Raw genomic sequence first — 18,350 nt, forward strand, 5'->3', positions numbered from 1 at the left:
GGAATGGATGAGTTACAAGAGAAATATAAAGTAATAATCGTGGATGATGAGCCGATTATTCTTCGTAGCTTAAAAGCAGCCATTCCATGGAATGATCTTCAGATGGAGATTGTGGGAGAGGCCCGAAATGGAGAATTAGCTCTCCGCTTGATAGAAGACACTTCACCACATATCGTGATTAGTGATATTCGCATGCCCGTAATTGACGGGATTACGTTGATGAAGGAAGTATTGTCTAAAAACCCGAAGCTGGTGTTTATTTTTATAAGCGGGTACGGAGAGTTCGAATATGCAAGAGAAGCATTACGTCAAGGTGCTTTTGATTATTTATTGAAGCCGATCGATCATGATGAACTGGTTGAAATGCTAAACCGCGCCAGAACCAAGCTGGATGAACAGAAGCAAAATGATCAGCTGATTCATTCTGTACAGATGCTGTCATTGCTTGCACGTGAACGTCTGTTTGCAGAAATCACTTTGGGAAATGCAAGGCCGCTTGAGCATCTGAAATGGCTGGAGAACAGTGAACTGGAGAGCGGATATTTCATGGCTGTTGTCCAGTTAGATGACTACACCACACTGAGCAGTCAATGGAGTGTAGAGGAAAAACGGCTATGGCTGTTTGCAATCCGCAATATTGTGGAAGAATGGTCACTGGAGCATGGCGTGCTGACGGTTTTCCCGTTTCATAATGGAGAGTGGATACTACTGTTCCCTGGATCTTTAAGCGCCAGCAGGAGAGAACTTGGTGAACATTTGATAGCGGGAATCAAGAGATACTCCAAGCAGTCTTGTTCCGTAGGCATCAGCCGCACCACACAAGGCATTGATCAATTAAGTACGGTTTACCCTCTGGCCGCGAAGGCCTTATATCAACGGTTCTATTCGGGGCTTGCCGGGGTCTTTATTGATGAAGAGATATCGTTCCCAAGCAGTAAAGAGGTGAAATACCCAAAAGAGCTGGAAACCGCGCTGATTGAAAGTATACGTACCTTAAATAGAGACCGGATGTGGTCTTTATTTGATGAGCTTGCTTTATTTATTGAGTCACAAGCTGTTCCTAAGGATATGGCTGAACGTCTTCTTGTTGAATTGATCGTTGTGTTGTACAGAAATTATGAGTATTTGAATATAAATTCAGATTGGTCCTTGCATGGATTACTTAGCAAGATGCACAATCTCGGCACTTTAAATGAAGTGATCTCTGCTCTGAAAGAAGAGTTTGGTGTGCGATTGGAGCAAGGGAACAAGCCTGTGAACCGCGAGGATACGCGTAGCGCCATCGAGAAAGCGAAACGTTATATTGAGAGTAATTACCATAAAGATTTAAGTATTGAGGAAGTAGCGGAGCTGGCTGATCTCAGCATCAGTCATTTCTGCACTTTATATAAGCAAATAACAGGCTATACCTTTTTGGAGTATGTTACACACTGCCGGATGGAGAGGGCGAAGTATATTTTGCAGAGCAGCAACGTAAAGGTGTATCAGATAGCTCCTCTTGTCGGTTATCAGGACCCACGTTATTTTACACAGGTTTTTAAAAAGGCTAGTGGTCAAACGCCAACAGAATACCGAGAAGAGCATACTAAGCAGATCCATTAACGAGGAGGTAAGGGATGGAATTTCATTTGGAGATGATTGTTAAGTGTTTAACGAACCACAAGCTGCAGAAATATTGGAAGGGGTTCGAGGCTGTTTCTTTTGCATTTTATAATAAGGATAACGTGTATCTGTACAATCATCCCAAATTCAAAACGGTAGGATATCATCCACATTTGCTTCCTTGGAGTAATGAATTCTCAGGAGATACCATCATCTTATATGAGGATCACCCTACAGCCATCGTTAATCTGGAATTACATGAAGAATTCGAAGACTTGTACGCCATTTGTGTACACGAATTATTTCACGGTTATCAATTCCTGATGGGAGATGAACGTTATGCAGATGAATTATTGATGATTACCTATCCTTTATCCCTCGAAAATATGGAATTGCGGATTCAAGAAAGACATCATTTATATCTTAGTGTAATGGCAGCTACTATTGAAGAGCGTAATCACGCAATGTACAGATTTATTGCCATCCGTCAACAAAGAGAACAACTGCTTGGGGAGTACGTGCTAAATGAATATCTTATCGAAACGCTGGAAGGACCCGCTTGGTATGTTGAATTAAATGCCTATGCCGAAAAATCCACCCTACCTAATGAGGAAGTATTGCACAAATTCAGTTCGTATTTAATAGATGAACTTGAATCTTCGGCTAATATCAGAAGAAGCTGCTACGGTTCTGGTCTGTTTATATGTTTGCTGCTGGATGAGCTTCGGACCGATTGGAAAGAAGAGTTTATGAAGTCGGAGTTAAGTTTATATGCGTTTTTTAAGCAATTTGTGGATCAAGTCATCATTCCCTTCGAGGAGATATCCATCAGCAAAGAAACGGAAGATATTATGCAATCGGTCAAAACAATCAGGGAGAAGGAATTCATTGATTTTATCAGCCTGGAAGGGTACCACCTGTATATTGAAGGAGATATAAAATCTACGGGTTTTAATCCTATGGGTATTATTGGTGGAGATGAGAAATGCATTCATAAGAATAATTTACGAATCCAAATCAATGATGCGGAGTATTTTCTGGAAAAGCCAGTGATTAGCTACTATACAGCTGACCTTCGAAATATTAATAAACTGCACCTCGTACTAGATGAACCTCCAACTTTTAATAAAGATTCGTTAATCCTTAATGGAATTGGTGAGATCAAAGGTCAATACGAAGTGAAGGAAGATGGATGTTGGCTGCAATGCTAACGTAATTTAAATGAGAAGGAGAGTATGACATTTGTCATACTCTCTACTTGATGTTTATGACTTATAGGATGACACTTCATCACCTATACTTAGAGTAGATGAAAAGATCCTTAGCCGGACACATCAAGGAGGAAATGATATAGATGACTACAAAACAGACATCACAGCTCTCCAGCCTTAAAAAGAGTGTAGCCCCTTACGAGAAAAATGACCGCAACGCAAGTATAAGACAGCTCATCAATACTTTAGGGCCACTTGTGCTGTTATGGGGCGGAGCTTATTTCTCTTTATCCGTTTCCTATTGGCTCACCCTTCTGTTAGCTATTCCTGCAGCAGGATTTGTAATTCGAACTTTTATTATTTTTCATGATTGCACACATGGATCGTTTTTTAAGAATCGTAAAGCGAATGATATTATCGGAACGATCACAGGTGTACTGACACTGGTTCCTTATCGGCAGTGGAAACATAGTCATTCCATTCACCACGCCAGCTCCAGTAATCTCGATAAAAGAGGGATCGGCGATATTTGGATTATGACGGTCGAGGAATATGCAGCAGCTTCCTTCTGGAAACGTCTATATTACCGGATTTACCGCAATCCAATCGTGATGTTTGGTCTTGGACCGATTGCTGTTTTTATGATTCAGTATCGTTTCAATGTTAAAGGTGCTAGACGCAAAGAGCGGATGAATACCTATTTGACGAATATTTCAATCGCAGCGCTTTATGGCTTGCTAATATGGGCTATTGGCTGGCAGGCATTTCTTATGGTGCAGTTGCCTGTAGCATTTGTATCAGGGTTTCTCGGCATATGGTTGTTCTACGTCCAACATCAGTTTGAAGACTCTTATTTCGAGAATGAATCTGAATGGAGTTATGTGATGGCCGCGGTTGAAGGTAGCTCATATTATAAGCTGCCGAAGGTGCTGCAATGGATTACGGGCAACATCGGCTTCCACCATGTGCATCATTTAAGTCCAAAGGTGCCAAACTATAATTTGGAAAAAGCGCATAACGCGACGCCACCGCTACAAAAAGCAACAACAATTACGATTGGTACCAGCCTGAAGGCTCTTAATTTCCGTCTTTGGGATGAGGAAAATAAACGATTCATCAGCTTCAAAGAGATGAAGTCCATATTAAATAAACCGAAAACTGCAGGCGAGGTCCTGCAAGTTCATAAGCCCAGACTCCAGGGAGAATAATGGCTACATTGTAATCAAATAGCAGCAATATGGAAGGTTAGAGCCGGAGAACTCATTCGCGCTCTAATCTTTTTTCTCTTTATCGTTGTGGTTCACCGGATTTTACCGGATTTATGCTAGAATAAGGTGAGTGGCATATGGCAAAAAGGAGAGCGAACATGCAGAAGTGGCATCATATTTTTCATAAAAGTACAGGTCTTAGCCCTTATGTATGGGTCGTATTTTATATTCTACCGTTTTATTTCATCTTTCGGTCCTCTTCTCCCTACCAGGTAGTTTCAGGAATCTTGATGATCGCTGTGTTTTTTGTTTGTTATGTGCTTTCTTTTGTCTCCAAGGGTTGGTTAGTTTATTTTTGGACGAGCGTGCAGATACTGGTCTCTATAACGATGACGTTGTTGTTTGGATATATGTATTTTGCGCTTTTTTTAGCCTTTTTTATTGGGAATATCCAGAATCGAGTAGGGTTCTTCACCCTGTACTCCATTCATTTGCTGACTACGATTATTACGATCAATTATGAGCTGCTGTCGCGTAATCCCGTATTTATCAGCCAGCTACCCTTTGTTCTTGTCAGTATGATTGCAGTGATCCTGCTGCCAATCAGTACCTATAACCGCAATAATCAAGGGAAGCTGCAAGACCAATTGGAGGATGCTAATAAGCGTATCTCAGAATTGGTTAAGCTCGAGGAACGCCAGCGGATTTCACGTGATCTTCACGATACATTAGGTCAGAAGCTTTCGTTAATTGGTCTGAAAAGTGATTTGGCAGGAAAGCTTATCGACAGTAATCCGACGCAAGCCAAAGCCGAGATCAATGATGTACGCCAGACGGCAAGAAGTGCACTGAAAGAGGTCCGGGAGATGATTACGCGAATGCGCGGCATTCGGCTTGAGGACGAACTCGTTCATATTCAGCAGTTTCTTGCGGCTGCGGAGATTGACTATGTTTTGCAAGGCAATCCTAAACTGTCTAATACTTCATTGATTACGGAGAATGTGCTCAGCATGTGTATTAAGGAAGCTGTCACAAATGTTGTGAAGCATAGTAATGCACAATCTTGCACAATTATCATTGAACCCACACGCACAGATCTCATCATTAAAGTGAAAGATGATGGAACCGGCATCCCGGGCAATGATCTTTATTTTAAAGGACATGGGCTGCAAGGTATGCGGGAACGTCTTGAATTTGTAAATGGCTGTATGGATATCGTGCGAGATGAGGGGACTACGATAGTGATTAAGGTCCCAAATGCATTTAAGCATCCGGAACAGGAGGTAACCGTATAATGATTAAGATTGTAATCGCTGAGGATCAGCGAATGCTCCTTGGAGCGCTGGCATCTTTGTTGGATTTAGAAGAGGATATGAAGGTCGTGGGCCGGGCAAGCAACGGGGAAGAAGCTGTAGCGATGGTTCAGCAGCATAAGCCGGATATCTGTATTATGGATATTGAGATGCCAGCGATGAGTGGTCTCGACGCTGCGGAAGCGCTGAAGAATAGCGGCTGCAAAACGATGATATTAACCACCTTTGCCCGTGCGGGATATTTCGAACGTGCGCTCAAGGCGGGAGTTCATGCTTATCTGCTGAAAGACAGTCCTAGCGAAGAACTGGCACTTTCGATACGTAATGTGATGGCAGGCCGACGCATGTATGCACCGGAGCTAATGGATGAAGCCTACAGCGGTGAAGTAAATCCTCTGACTCAGCGGGAGAAGGAAGTGCTTGGACTCATTGCCGACGGTAAAAATACAAAAGAGATCGCCAGCCAGTTGTACATTACCACGGGAACAGTCCGGAATTACATCTCAGTTATACTAGATAAGCTGGATGTAGGTAACCGCATCGAGGCAATCACTCGATTTAAGGAAAAAGGTTGGTTTAAGTGAGCGGGGGTAAGAAACGATTAGTTGGTTGAAGCAGCTTGTAAACGTGAATAGCAGAGCGCTGATCGCTAATCGCTGATCGCTGATTGCTGATCGCAGATTCCTGATTTATACTCACCAATCGCAAATAGATGTATTTCCTACAACTATATGCTATAAAATGCTCGTCAGATGCGATTTAGTTGTATTTCTTACATCTAAAAGTTCACTTAGAGGGCATTTCCATTATTTTTCGGGGAAATAGTTGTAGAGAATGCAGTTAAAGAGTTGTCTAAGCAGAAAATAGACTTATAATTGTACTGAGTGCAGCTATTTCCTTCATTAGTATTAGTGAAATTCAATATAATCCGCTAAAAATAAAATTTTTAATGTTATTTTGATGTTAACACTCGCCAAATGTTCCCGCGCCGTATATCATTAATTATCGGCCTATTATTCACAATAGGACAGTTAATCAAAAGGAAGTGTATTTTCTGATGTCAAGAAAGCTAAGAGCCGGCATAGTTGGCGGCACAGGTATGGTAGGACAACGTTTTATTGCCCTTTTAGAGAATCATCCTTGGTTTGAAGTAACTGCGATTGCTGCCAGTGCTAGATCTGCTGGAAAAACGTATGAAGAATCGGCCAAGGGCAGATGGAAGTTATCTACTCCAATGCCTGAGAACGTAAAGAATATTATGGTCCAAGATGCTTCTAAGGTAGAAGAAGTTGCTGCGGACGTGGATTTGATTTTTTGTGCTGTAGACATGAAAAAAGATGAGATTAAAGCGCTCGAAGAGGCTTATGCTCGCACCGGAACACCAGTAATCTCCAATAACTCAGCGCATCGCTGGACGCCTGACGTGCCTATGGTCATTCCTGAGATTAATCCGGAGCATCTTGAGGTTATTGCACAGCAAAGAAAACGTCTGGGAACAGAGACAGGTTTCATTGCGGTTAAACCTAACTGCTCCATTCAAAGTTATGTGCCTGCACTTCATGCGCTCAAAGACTTCAATCCATCTAAAGTGGTGGTCACCACCTACCAAGCCATTTCTGGTGCAGGAAAGACTTTTGCAGACTGGCCAGAAATGCTGGACAACGTGATTCCTTACATCGGTGGCGAAGAAGAAAAAAGCGAGCAAGAGCCTTTGCGGATCTGGGGAAGCGTTCAAGAAGAGGGTATCGTAAAGAGTGAAGCGCCAACGATTACTTCGCAGTGTATCCGTGTGCCTGTAGCGGATGGACATATGGCTGCTGTATTTGTTTCTTTTGAGAAAAAACCGTCCAAAGAAGAGATTCTGAATCTCTGGAAGAGTTTTAAAGGACGTCCTCAGGAGCTTGAACTGCCTAGCGCACCTAAACAGTTCATTACCTATTTTGAAGAGGACAATCGTCCACAGACTAAGCTGGATCGTGATATCGAGAACGGAATGGGCGTATCGACGGGCAGACTTCGGGAAGATGCCCTCTATGATTACAAATTCGTAGGTCTCTCCCATAACACCCTGCGCGGAGCAGCTGGCGGTGCTGTGTTGATCGCAGAGCTTCTGAAAGCAGAAGGTTATATTCAACCGAAATAAGTCCATGCATGAGCTGCAAAGCTGATGTGAATAGACACCTCATCAAAGCTTAGTCTTTGGTGGGGTGTTTTTATTTTAATTTTGAATTTGGTAAAATAAGTTATGGAAGGAGAGGATACCATTGAATAAATATTTATTAGCTTTTATATGGTTACCATTAATCCTGTTTACAAGCGGTTGTACATCATCAACTCAAGAGGTACAAGAGTATGGAGTATGTTCCATTAATGCTGAAATTCCTATTCCTAAAAAAGCCAAGGAAATCGAAGTGACAACAACTTCAAGTAACCCCAATATAAAAATAGGTGTAAAGTACGAATTGGATAATATAGGGGGAGAACAAGGTCTTTATCGGCCTGACGGCTATTTTAATAAATTAAACGATGCTGGATGGATAGAGCTGGAGGACAAGCGGTTAGGACATGTGCAATTTTTTGAAAAAAAGGACACCGTCATCGCCATCGAAATACATCAGGATACCTTTGATATTCATGAAATGAATAAAGATGCTAAATTCTAAACAGTGGCTAGTTAGATGAAGCATTTGTTATTACTTAAACAGAAAGGTTGAGAGTGTGGTAAGATAGGTAAAGTGTATAAACTATACGAATTCTGAATGACTGACGGAGTGATATGATGGGTGCAAAAAGTAAAGGTGGCGGCACAGGCAGAGGTACGGGGAGTAAAGGCTGGACACGCTGGAACAAAACAGCAAAACCAGTTAAACCTGCTAAAAGTGATCCAACGACGGGTCCAGGTGCTAAAGGTGCAAGTGGAAGCAAGGGCAGTAACGTGAAAAAAAGCGGAAGCACCAAATAGCTCCCTTAAACTGGGTTATTCCTGAAGGTTAACATCTGATTTTGATCGTTAAAATCAGGTGTTTTTTTATGACTAGAGGTAAGTATATAGAATGAAAGTAGGATCAGCAGTGAGAATCGATAAATATATAAGCGAAACAGGCTTTTGTTCCAGAAGGGAAACCAAACGATTAATTGCAGCAGGTCGAATCGCTGTAAACGGTATTGTCTGTGAGGCGAACATTCTTATAGAGCCAGAGGATATCGTATGGATCGATGGGGAGCCGATAACAAGCAGTAAAGGGGAGCCAGTGTATCTCGCTTTGAATAAGCCGATAGGCATTACCTGTACAGCAGCCCCACATGTGACTGGGAACATTATTGATTTTGTAGGGTATCCTTCACGGATCTTTGCGATTGGCAGATTAGACAAAAACTCGGAAGGCCTCATTTTGTTAACCAACGATGGAGAGATTGTAAATAAAATGATGCGTTCCGAGAATGGGCATGAAAAAGAATATGTAGTTCATGTAGACAAACCGGTTACGTCAGAATTCTTACAAGAGATGTCTAGCGGCGTGAACATTCTTGGAGTCACAACGAAACCTTGTGAGGTCTATCGGATCACAGAATGTCAGTTTAGAATTATCCTAACTCAAGGTCTTAATCTGCAAATACGCAGAATGTGCAAGGAGTTAGGATATAGAGTACTAAAGCTGGAGCGCATAAGAATTATGAATATTACATTAGACGGCTTGGAGCTGGGACAATGGCGGCATTTAAGAAGTGAAGAGCTGTATGAGCTTATGTCCCGCTTAAACTGACTTTGTCAACAAAGCCTCTGGCAGTTGTGGTAATATCTTCAGCTCCGGCAATCGCTGAGATAACAGAAATCCCATCCGCACCAGCTGTTAATACTGGTGCAACATTTTGCAGCGTGATCCCCCCAATGCCAACCAAAGGGATGGTAATGCCTTTATTTCTTAGTTCTTCAATCATCGCAGTGCCTTGAACAGCTTTGGCATCCTCTTTGGATGACGTAGGATAAATGGGACCCACGCCCAGATAGTCGGCTCCATCGGCAATCGCCTGCTGAGCTTCAGCGAAGGAGTGAGCGGATACACCAATGATTTTATTCTCTCCAAGTAGCTGGCGGATCGCCAATGCAGGTGTATCCTCCTGTCCTACATGAATTCCGTCCGCATCAAGCGCGATCGCTAAATCAATGTCGTCATTCACGATAAAGGGCACGCCATTGGCATGACAGATCTTTTGAAGTCGTCTGCCAAGATTAAGTCGTGCCTTATCGCTTAAGGATCCGGTACCCTTTTCACGGAATTGAAACATGGTTATGCCTCCAGCAACCGCTTCCTGCAGCACCTTAACAGGAGCTTTACGGCAATTTACGCTGCCCATAATGAAATAGACTTTTAATAGATCTCGCAGATGATCACTGTTCATTCGTTGCACTGTTTATCCCCCGCAGTCTGTTCTGATAAGCAAAATGATTGGTTGGTCCATGCCCAGCCCCTATGCCCAGCTCGTCCTCAATCGCCGCTTGTATAAATGCTTTGGCAGTTTGAATGGCCTCAGCTACGGATTTGCCTTTGGCTAGCTCGGCGGTGACCGCTGCTGAATAGGTGCAGCCTGTACCATGCGTATGTCTGGTCTGAATCCGGCTACTCTCCAATAAGGTATATTCGTGACCATCATATAGAAGATCGGTTACGGCTGTGGTCGAGGTATCATGTCCCCCTTTTAGTACTACATATTTGGAGCCCATGCCATGAATGATTCTGGCTGCTTTTTTGCGTTCTTCTATGGTGGAGATCGTCATCTTTGTGATCATTTCGGCTTCGGGAATATTGGGTGTCGTCACCAATGCTAAGGGCAGCAGATGGCTGATTAAGGATTGAACCGCCTCCTGCAGCAGCAGTGTGGACCCTCCTTTAGCGACCATCACAGGATCAATTACAAGATTAGACCAGCCGTAATACTTAATTTTATCTGCCACAATGCGGATGATGTCGCTGTTAAATAACATCCCGGTCTTTACGGCATCTGGTTGCAGGTCAAGTCCTATAGAATCAAGCTGCTGATTTATAGCTTCCAGAGTCACTGGATAAACCCCTTGGACACCCAGCGTATTCTGCGCTGTCACAGCTGTGAGGACGGACATGCCATAGACAGAAAGCTCTTGAAAGGTTTTTAGATCGGCCTGAATGCCAGCACCACCGCCGCTATCGGAGCCGGCAATGGTTAGAGCTTTGGATATAATCATCGAATTCACTCCTTTTGAGGGTCATTAACTGAGCTGTTTGATACTAGATCTTTCTAGGAAGACTTCTGGCGTGACCCATGTCAGTTGATTTAGAAACTCAACCTGAAAGCTTCCCGGTCCTCGACCAGTTGTTAGTTCAGCGGCGATTTCAGCGGCTACTCCGTAGAAGGAGAGGGCTTCCACTGCGGCCTCCAACGAGGCACCACCACTTACCGCGAGAAATGCACCCACAACAGCACTGAGCAAGCAGCCAGTTCCTGTAACCTTCGTGAGAATAGGGTGACCGTTGCTGGCAATATAAGTGTTTTTTCCATTCGTGATCACATCGTCTTTTCCAGTTATGATGACCACACAGCTTAACTTCCTCGCAGCAGCTTCAGCCAAAAGGACTACATCGCCTTCACCTTCGCCAGCATCCACCCCTTTAATGGACCAACTCTCCCCAATCACATTAGCGACTTCAGCCACATTCCCCCGCAGTGCGGTGATTTGCATCTCATTCACTAGTTTTTGAGTGACAGCGGTCCGATAAGAAGTTGCGCCTGCACCTACCGGGTCAAGCACTAGGGGAACCCCGTGTTTATTAGCGGATTTACCAGCGAGCAACATAGATTGAATGGCGTAGTCATTGAGTGTGCCTATATTTAGAACTACAGCAGACGACATAGCGGCGATGTCGATCACTTCTTCGTGGGCATCCGCCATAAAGGGAGAGGCACCCAGCGCCAACAGACCGTTGGCTGAGAAATTGGCTACTACAATATTAGTGATGTTGTGGATCAAGGGGTTGGATTCCCGTACTTTGGCTAAGTAACTCATCATAATTCCTCCTCAAGCTTGTATGATTAACCAACTAAACGTTACAGATTGATAAAAGCTTCCTGTGCTTTAATATCTTCTGGTAGAAGATCGTTGGTGGATAACCACTGCTGAACCTTTTCCCAAGATGTCGGGTCTTGATAACCAAAAGTTTGATCGCCTGCATTCATCAGCGGCAGTAGAATTTCAAGACTTTTTTTCTCAATCTCCTTGTCGAGCGGTGAAGTTGCATCTTCATGTGCAATCAGTAAATCCAGGGCTTGTTTAGGATTCTGCTCCACAAATTCCTGTCCTTTTGTTATGGCATTTAGAAATTTTTTAAAGTAGGCTTCAGAATTTTGCAATCCTTGTTCGCTGGCCACCAGCACAAGCTCATAATAGTCAGGTACTCCGTAATCCGTTGGATTAAGCGAGGTGACCGGATGTCCCTCTTTTTCAAGGATCAGTTGTTCATGGTTGATGAACCCGCCCATTATTGCGTCCACTTGTCCTGTAGAGATCGCAGGGATAAGGTCAAAACCTACATCAATCAGCTTGGCGGATGAAGGATCGCCTCCATCACTCTGGATCATTGTCCGAATCATCGCTTCATAGAGCGGAATGGAGGAATAGCCGATTTGTTTTCCCACGAGCTCTTTGGGACTATGAATACTGCCTGCTTGAGGAACCATCAGATGATTCAGTGGATGCCGCACGATTGCTGCAATCGAACGTACAGGGATTTTCTCGCCGCGTGCCATAAGCACCTGAGGCTGATAGCTGAGCGCTAGATCAATTTGATTCGCTGCTACAAGCTTTAGGGCGTCATTGCTGTCCGCAGGCATTTTGATCTCGACATCCAAACCTTCCTCTTGGAAAAAACCTTGCTGTTGCGCAGCGTATAGAAAGGAATGAACGGCATTGGGATACCAATCAAGCATAATCGTCAGCTTGTGTGACTGCTTATTTTCGGTATTGGAGGAACCGGTTTGGGAGTTATTATTTAGCTTGTCTGCCTTCCCGCAGCTGCTTAAGAGCAAAAGTGTGCATACTAGAAATACAGAAATAAGTCCTCGTTGTGGGGATTTTAAATGATTCATTGGTTAGATCCTCTTTTCTTTAAAAATAATTGTTCGAGTAAAGCTATCGCCATAAAAAGCACAACACCAAGCGCGGACAGCAGAAATACAGCCGCGAACATTTCATCGCTCTGCATATTTCCGGCCATTCTGCGGCTGAAGTAACCGAGTCCTTTACTGCCGCCGAGCCATTCCCCGATAGTAGCTCCGATGACGCAGTATACAATGGACAGCTTTAAGCCAGAGAAAAAAGCAGGCAACGCCAGTGGAATTTGGGTTTTGACAAGCAGCTGCCAGCGGTTTGCACCAAATGTTAATAATAAGTCCTTGTAAGTCTGGCCACTTATACGAAGTCCATCATATGTACTCACTACGACGGGAAAAAAAGCCGTTAAAAACACCACAGCCACTTTGCTCCACAGCGAATATCCGAACCACATAATAAAAATGGGGGATAGCGCAATTAATGGGATCGTCTGGCTAATGATAAGAAAGGGATAAATGGCCTTTTCTATGGGGCGATACAGGAACATTCCAGTACCCAGCAATACACCACAAACCACAGAAAGGACAAAACCTACCAGTATCTCCTGCAACGTCGCTAATAAATGTTGTCCGAATAACAATTGACTGTGCTCGATCAATGCGATGCCAATAGATGAAGGTGCAGGGAGAATAAAGGCTGGAATCAAGTGAAGGCGAACAGCTGACTCCCAGATTACAAGAATGAGCAGTACCAGAAGAATGAAGGGACCATAGTTGTCTAGATGTTTTTTAAAAGGTATAGGTTGCATGCAATCTTCGCTCCAACTCTGCCCGTAGTGCTATAAACCGGGGTTCATAGTTCATCTTATAATGTCTTGGTTTTGGTAGATCGACAATGATCTCCTGTAATTCGCTGTGCGCACCGCCAGATAATAAATAAATCCGGTCACTGAGCAATAGTGCTTCTTCCAGATCATGAGTGATGAGCATAATCGTCTGATTCAGTTCACCCCATAACTCCAACAGCCAACGGTGTATCTCACGTTTGGTCATGGCATCGAGAGCGCCAAAGGGCTCATCCAGCAGCATAAGACCACTTCCGCCTCCAGCCACTAAGGTGCGCAGAAATGCTACTCGCTGTTTCATACCTCCCGAAAGTTCATGGGGATAAGCCTTCTCTACATCTGTTAAGCCGAAGCGGGCCAACATTTCCCGAATCTGAGTGATCGTTTTCTGTTTACTAAATCTGGGCTTGATCTCCCAGGGCAAAAGGCAGTTGTCGAGCACTGTTCTCCAAGGCAGCAATAAATCCTGCTGAGGCATATAAGCGATCTGACCTAAACGACTAGCGGTTGAGGGGAGCGTAGGGAGTTTTATTTTTCCATGAGTAGGTTCGAGTAAACCGGCAACCGTTTTGAAAAATGTGCTTTTCCCGCATCCGCTAGCACCTACTACGGAGACGAATTCCCCTTGCCTGATATCCATGGATAGATTTGCGAATACAGGGGGTTGTTCAGTTTCCGGAAAAGAGTAGGTTAGGCCTTGAATAGATAAAATGGTCCTGATGATCTAACCTCCTAATATTTTTGTGGAGCGCCTAAACAAATAAAGACCCATCCATTTCCAGAGGAAATGAATGGGTCAAAAAGTTCATTCTGCATAATAACACTTAACATGCTTGATGAAAATTCTGCTCCACTTCCCTCCGCTGGTATGATCCAGATCAGGTTCCAAGGGTCCGGAGCTTGAAGCTCCGTCTCAGTCGGCCGACTCCCCTAGTGAAATAACAGGTCCATATTAATTTGTTTATAAATATACCATATCTTTCTGAGAAGTAAAGAGAGAAAGAAGTGAAGGATTAATCCAAGATTGGGTAAGATATAAGTAGAAATCTAGTTAATATTACAATTCCGATGTATATAATCGGAAAAAAGTATTGACGATCATGTGATGGCAGTGTACTATTCAATTTACCGGAAAAAAACCGGATAGAGAGAGGGGATTTAATAATGAAAAAATGGAGTTTAACTATTATATTGGCGTTAACCGTGGTCCTTGTAGCGGCTTGCGGCAATAATTCGAATACCAATACGGCTGCTGAACCAACAGCTGGAACGAATGGTGGAGCAGCATCTTCAGCGCAAAACAGTTTGGAGGCTGTGAAGGCCAGCGGCAAATTGCGGATAGGTACAGAAGGGACTTATGCACCTTTTACTTATCATGACACTGCGGGGAAATTGACGGGTTTTGACGTGGAAATTGCCGAAGAAGTAGCCAAACGTTTAGGTGTTGAAGCTGAATTTTTTGAAACTCAGTGGGATGGTATTTTTGCTGGGATGGATGCGAAACGGTTTGATGTCATTTTTAATGAAGTTTCCATTAACGAAGATCGCAAAGTGAAATATGATTTCTCTGAACCCTATATTGTATCCAAGGCAGTATTGATCGTGAGCGAAAACAATGAGGATATTAAGACCTTTGCTGATCTAAAGGGTAAAAAAGCCGGACAATCCCTGACCAGTAACTTATCCGACATCGCTCGTGAGAACGGTGCTGAAATCGTAGCTACGGACGGTTTCAATCAAGCGATGGATCTGCTGACTTCGGGACGTATTGATGCAACTGTGAATGATGGCTTGTCTTATCTGGATCTGAAAAAACAAAAACCAGATGCAAAAATTAAAGTGGTTGATGAGATTCCTGAAGGCTCACAAAGTGCTGCGGTATTCCTGAAAGGCAATGATGAGCTGGTGAATGCGGTCAGTGATGCGATTAAAGAGATGAAAAGTGATGGAACGTACTTGAAAATTTCCGAGAAATACTTTGGAGCTGACGTTTCAAAATAATACAAGGCTAGCAAGGCTAATTAAGCCTAGAAGCTAAAAAGGATGTCTGAATAATGGATGACCGCAAAATACAAATTTTCTTAGATACACTGCTACCCCTGCTTAAAGCCGGGGTGGCTTTTACCATTCCGTTGGCGCTACTTTCCTTTGTGCTTGGATTGATTTTGGCGATCCTAACCGCGTTGGCACGTCTTTCACCGTGGGTAATTCCGAAGCTAATCGCCCGTTTTTATGTATGGGTCATTCGGGGAACCCCGTTGTTAGTGCAGCTATTTATTATATTTTATGGTTTGCCGGCTGTTGGTATTGTACTCGACCCTTTCATTGCCGCCACCATTGGATTTACCCTTAGCGTAGGGGCTTATTCATCGGAAATCGTACGCGCTGCTATCCTGTCGATACATAAAGGCCAGTGGGAAGCTGCCTTCTCAGTCGGGATGACTCGTGGGCAGGCTCTGCGCCGCGTAATTCTGCCACAAGCTGCACGCGTTTCTGTACCGCCGTTATCCAATTCTTTTATTAGCTTGGTCAAAGATACATCGCTTGCAGCGATCATCACCTATACGGAGATGTTTAGAACTGCTCAGCAGGTAGCCTCTACCACTTATGAGCCTCTGTTGGTATACTCCGAAGCAGGATTGTTTTATTTAGTGTTCTGTTCTGTGCTGTCGGTGCTGCAAAATTACTTGGAGAAACGACTCGATCGTTACTCTGCGACCTAAAGGAGAGATACTTGTGATTGAAATCATTAATTTGCATAAATCCTTCGGCGCACTCCAAGTGTTAAAGGGTATTGATCTGAAAATGGAGCATGGAAAGGTACTTGTCATTATTGGGCCATCCGGCTCCGGAAAGACCACACTGCTGCGCTGTTTTAATCTGTTGGAAATCCCGGATCAAGGCAGCCTGTCACTTGGGGATATCACCATCAATTTTACAGATCATAAGAAAATTCCTCAGAATTCCGTATTGGCCCTTCGGCAGAAAACAGGGATGGTCTTTCAATCGTATAATTTATTCCCGCATATGACTGCGCTTGGCAATGTGATGGAGGGACAGGTAACTGTCCTGAAGCGATCCAAGGAAGAAGCGCGTAAGCGGGGGCTTCAGCTGCTGACTAAGGTGGGTTTGGCTGATAAAGCTGATAACTATCCACATCAGCTGTCAGGTGGACAACAGCAGAGAGTGGCCATCGCCCGGGCTATGGCAGTAGATCCAGAAGTGTTACTGTTTGATGAGCCCACTTCGGCGCTCGATCCCGAGCTGGTAGGGGAAGTGCTCAAGGTTATCAAACAATTAGCAGCAGAAGGTATGACTATGGTGATTGTGACCCACGAGATGAAATTTGCCGCCGATGTAGCGGACCGGATCATTTTGATGGATGGCGGTCATATCTTAGAGCATGGAACTCCGCAAGAAGTGCTGGAGCATCCGAAGAATCCCCGGGCTCTGCAATTTCTGAATAGACTGAATGGTGAAGAAGAGTAGAAAGACAATATACAAGAAAAAGCAGCTCGGGAATCATCCGGAGCTGCTTTTTCTTGTGTAGATTATTCAAATGAGAAGAGTAACTGAAATTTGGCTTATCCTCCAGTTTTCAGGAACTCCAAAGCGTTGTAGAGCATAATCGCTGCTTCGGCACGGGTGAGTTCGCTTTTTGGATTAAACTTTCCGTTAGCGTCTAGAGTATTGATCTTGTATTTCAGGGAGCGCTGAATACTGCCTTGATATGCAGGGGTCAGTGACGCTTCATCGGCGATATCTACTGGAACGATATTGATCATCGGCAGATTACCAACGCCTTCGATCGCTTGCACTAGATAGTTAGTGAATTGCTCTTTGGTCATAATTAGGCTAGGATCAATGTCTTTTGGAAGCTTAACTTGATTGTAATAAGCATTGATAAAGGCTTCAGCGTACCAGGCTTTGTCTTTTACTTTTGTGAACAAGCCGCTGGCAACAGGAGCTTTGTTAAAGTCAATGGCTGCGAGGCTGAGCTGGAGACCGCCGGAGATAAACTGAATCCCTTGGGCTGTAGTTACCTTAGAGCCAGGGAGAAATTGAGATTCGCTGACACCTTTAATTAACCCTTGATTTTTTAAAGAAATGATTTTTTCTTTGCCGTTTATGTTATCAATATCCTTAAAGGTGTTCCCAGCTGCAAACATCTGACCACCCAAAGAAAAGGAGAAAATGGCTACGGTTGTGATCGCTGCTAGTGTGCTCTTTTTCATGTTCATGTCTTTTCACCTCGTTGTATGGATAGGCTCCTTAGCCTTTGTCACTCCTTTAACGTTGTAAATTATGGAAAGGTTGCGGTCTAATCTGTATTATTTCACGAAAAAGTAGATTTTAATAGAAATATGGGCCAGATTGGGGTGTAGTACTTTGGATAAGTGGCATGAAATGATATAATGATGTCAGGCTCTTTTCATTCGTGGTTAATTTTGTTATGATTATATCGTAACGATTACTATTTATGGTTTGTCTTAACTGCATAAATAGGAGCGTCTCAGAGGGTACGGATGTTAAATCGTTCCGGGAAGGTAGGAGACCAAATGGATCAAATATCAAATATCAGTCAATTGTTTGCGGCGCAAAAATATAAACTAACGCCTCAGCGTGAAGCTATAGTGAACGTTCTGCTCGACAATGAGAAGGATCATTTAAGCGTAGAAGAAGTATATATGCTTGTTAAGAACAGCTATCCACATCTGGGCCTGGCAACGGTATACCGTACACTTGAGCTTTTATGTGAGCTACACATTGTAGAGAAGATGAACTTCGGAGACGGAGTTGCCCGTTACGATTTGCGCGGGAACGATCATTCGCATATGCATCATCATTTGATATGCAGCGTATGCGGTCGGTTGGAGGAAATTAAGGACGACTGGCTTGTGGAGCTGGAGAGAAGAGTGGAACGTGAATATGGCTTTAACGTCACGGATCACCGCCTTGATTTCAAGGGTACTTATGGAACATGTAAACGTACTGGCTGCAAAAAAGCAAAAGCAGAAGCAGATAAAGCAGTCTCGTAAGATTGCTTTCTAACCTAAAGACACAGGCTTTCTCCAAGCCTGTGTCTTT

General features: G+C 43.6%; 20 protein-coding genes and 1 riboswitch. Of the genes, 13 read left to right on the top strand and 7 right to left on the bottom strand.

The features are described 5' to 3' along the window. The first annotated feature begins 3 nt into the window (after window positions 1-3). The 9 genes from NSQ55_RS12590 (at window position 4) to NSQ55_RS12630 (ending at window position 9,098) form a co-directional block, all read left to right on the top strand. Window positions 4-1,602, top strand: coding sequence for a response regulator (locus NSQ55_RS12590; RefSeq protein ID WP_076183463.1), 1,599 nt, complete (start codon window positions 4-6; stop codon window positions 1,600-1,602). A gap of 14 nt (window positions 1,603-1,616) precedes the next feature. Continuing rightward, window positions 1,617-2,813 (top strand): hypothetical protein, encoded by a 1,197-nt coding sequence (locus NSQ55_RS12595; protein WP_076125937.1) that lies wholly within the window; start codon window positions 1,617-1,619, stop codon window positions 2,811-2,813. Between the two features lie 143 nt (window positions 2,814-2,956). After that, window positions 2,957-4,021, top strand: a complete 1,065-nt coding sequence (locus NSQ55_RS12600) for a fatty acid desaturase (protein WP_076125939.1) — start codon at window positions 2,957-2,959, stop codon at window positions 4,019-4,021. A gap of 158 nt (window positions 4,022-4,179) precedes the next feature. After that, window positions 4,180-5,316 carry a sensor histidine kinase gene (locus NSQ55_RS12605; RefSeq protein ID WP_076279793.1) on the top strand — a complete coding sequence of 379 codons (1,137 nt, stop codon included), beginning with the start codon at window positions 4,180-4,182 and terminating at the stop codon, window positions 5,314-5,316. Further along, a complete protein-coding gene (locus NSQ55_RS12610) occupies window positions 5,316-5,918 on the top strand; it encodes a response regulator transcription factor (RefSeq protein ID WP_036686291.1) in 603 nt (200 codons plus the stop codon). The genes NSQ55_RS12605 and NSQ55_RS12610 overlap by 1 nt, the downstream gene beginning before the upstream one ends. Window positions 5,919-6,391: 473 nt before the next feature. Continuing rightward, window positions 6,392-7,477: an aspartate-semialdehyde dehydrogenase gene (asd, locus tag NSQ55_RS12615; protein ID WP_036686293.1), complete on the top strand. Its 1,086-nt coding sequence runs from the start codon at window positions 6,392-6,394 to the stop codon at window positions 7,475-7,477. Between the two features lie 121 nt (window positions 7,478-7,598). Beyond that, window positions 7,599-7,997, top strand: a complete 399-nt coding sequence (locus NSQ55_RS12620; protein WP_076280801.1) for a hypothetical protein — start codon at window positions 7,599-7,601, stop codon at window positions 7,995-7,997. A gap of 116 nt (window positions 7,998-8,113) precedes the next feature. Continuing rightward, entirely contained in the window at window positions 8,114-8,296 is a 183-nt protein-coding gene (locus NSQ55_RS12625) for a DUF3934 family protein (protein WP_076218200.1), read from the top strand. 109 nt (window positions 8,297-8,405) lie between these two features. Further along, window positions 8,406-9,098 carry a pseudouridine synthase gene (locus NSQ55_RS12630; protein ID WP_339174499.1) on the top strand — a complete coding sequence of 231 codons (693 nt, stop codon included), beginning with the start codon at window positions 8,406-8,408 and terminating at the stop codon, window positions 9,096-9,098. Here NSQ55_RS12630 and thiE read toward each other — a convergent pair. Genes thiE through NSQ55_RS12660 form a run of 6 tightly spaced genes read right to left on the bottom strand, consistent with a single transcriptional unit; the run spans window position 9,079 to window position 13,902 of the window. Continuing rightward, a complete protein-coding gene (thiE, locus tag NSQ55_RS12635; RefSeq protein ID WP_339174501.1) occupies window positions 9,079-9,735 on the bottom strand; it encodes a thiamine phosphate synthase in 657 nt (218 codons plus the stop codon). The two genes, NSQ55_RS12630 and thiE, sit on opposite strands and share 20 nt — an antisense overlap. Next, complete coding sequence (gene thiD / locus NSQ55_RS12640; protein ID WP_339173680.1) at window positions 9,725-10,555, bottom strand: bifunctional hydroxymethylpyrimidine kinase/phosphomethylpyrimidine kinase; 831 nt, start codon at window positions 10,553-10,555, stop codon at window positions 9,725-9,727. The genes thiE and thiD overlap by 11 nt, the downstream gene beginning before the upstream one ends. Window positions 10,556-10,579: 24 nt before the next feature. Further along, window positions 10,580-11,374 (bottom strand): hydroxyethylthiazole kinase, encoded by a 795-nt coding sequence (gene thiM, locus NSQ55_RS12645; protein WP_076125949.1) that lies wholly within the window; start codon window positions 11,372-11,374, stop codon window positions 10,580-10,582. Window positions 11,375-11,415: 41 nt separating this feature from the next. Continuing rightward, on the bottom strand, window positions 11,416-12,453 hold the full coding sequence (locus tag NSQ55_RS12650; protein WP_076183474.1) for an ABC transporter substrate-binding protein: 1,038 nt from the start codon (window positions 12,451-12,453) through the stop codon (window positions 11,416-11,418). Then, the gene (locus NSQ55_RS12655) at window positions 12,450-13,226 is read right to left on the bottom strand and encodes an ABC transporter permease (protein WP_081393937.1); all 777 of its coding nucleotides are present in this window, start codon (window positions 13,224-13,226) and stop codon (window positions 12,450-12,452) included. Before NSQ55_RS12655 ends, NSQ55_RS12650 begins: the two co-directional genes overlap by 4 nt. Further along, window positions 13,207-13,902, bottom strand: coding sequence for an ABC transporter ATP-binding protein (locus NSQ55_RS12660; RefSeq protein WP_081393938.1), 696 nt, complete (start codon window positions 13,900-13,902; stop codon window positions 13,207-13,209). Before NSQ55_RS12660 ends, NSQ55_RS12655 begins: the two co-directional genes overlap by 20 nt. 198 nt (window positions 13,903-14,100) lie before the next feature. After that, window positions 14,101-14,204, bottom strand: a riboswitch (TPP riboswitch). A 222-nt stretch (window positions 14,205-14,426) separates the two neighbouring features. Here NSQ55_RS12660 and NSQ55_RS12665 point away from each other — a divergent pair. From NSQ55_RS12665 to NSQ55_RS12675, 3 genes are read left to right on the top strand one after another with little or no spacing between them, the layout of a single operon-like run. Then, window positions 14,427-15,263, top strand: a complete 837-nt coding sequence (locus tag NSQ55_RS12665; protein WP_076183478.1) for an amino acid ABC transporter substrate-binding protein — start codon at window positions 14,427-14,429, stop codon at window positions 15,261-15,263. A gap of 53 nt (window positions 15,264-15,316) precedes the next feature. Further along, a complete protein-coding gene (locus NSQ55_RS12670) occupies window positions 15,317-15,985 on the top strand; it encodes an amino acid ABC transporter permease (protein ID WP_076125956.1) in 669 nt (222 codons plus the stop codon). Window positions 15,986-15,998: 13 nt separating this feature from the next. After that, window positions 15,999-16,751, top strand: coding sequence for an amino acid ABC transporter ATP-binding protein (locus NSQ55_RS12675; RefSeq protein WP_076125957.1), 753 nt, complete (start codon window positions 15,999-16,001; stop codon window positions 16,749-16,751). A gap of 95 nt (window positions 16,752-16,846) precedes the next feature. Here NSQ55_RS12675 and NSQ55_RS12680 read toward each other — a convergent pair whose 3' ends face one another. Continuing rightward, window positions 16,847-17,503 carry an S-layer homology domain-containing protein gene (locus tag NSQ55_RS12680; protein WP_076125959.1) on the bottom strand — a complete coding sequence of 219 codons (657 nt, stop codon included), beginning with the start codon at window positions 17,501-17,503 and terminating at the stop codon, window positions 16,847-16,849. Between the two features lie 318 nt (window positions 17,504-17,821). Between NSQ55_RS12680 and NSQ55_RS12685 the strand changes: the two genes are divergently transcribed. Then, on the top strand, window positions 17,822-18,301 hold the full coding sequence (locus NSQ55_RS12685) for a transcriptional repressor (protein WP_036686314.1): 480 nt from the start codon (window positions 17,822-17,824) through the stop codon (window positions 18,299-18,301). Window positions 18,302-18,350 lie beyond the last annotated feature (49 nt).

Source organism: Paenibacillus sp. FSL H7-0943 (assembly GCF_037963265.1).
GTDB lineage: Bacteria > Bacillota > Bacilli > Paenibacillales > Paenibacillaceae > Paenibacillus_AQ > Paenibacillus_AQ odorifer.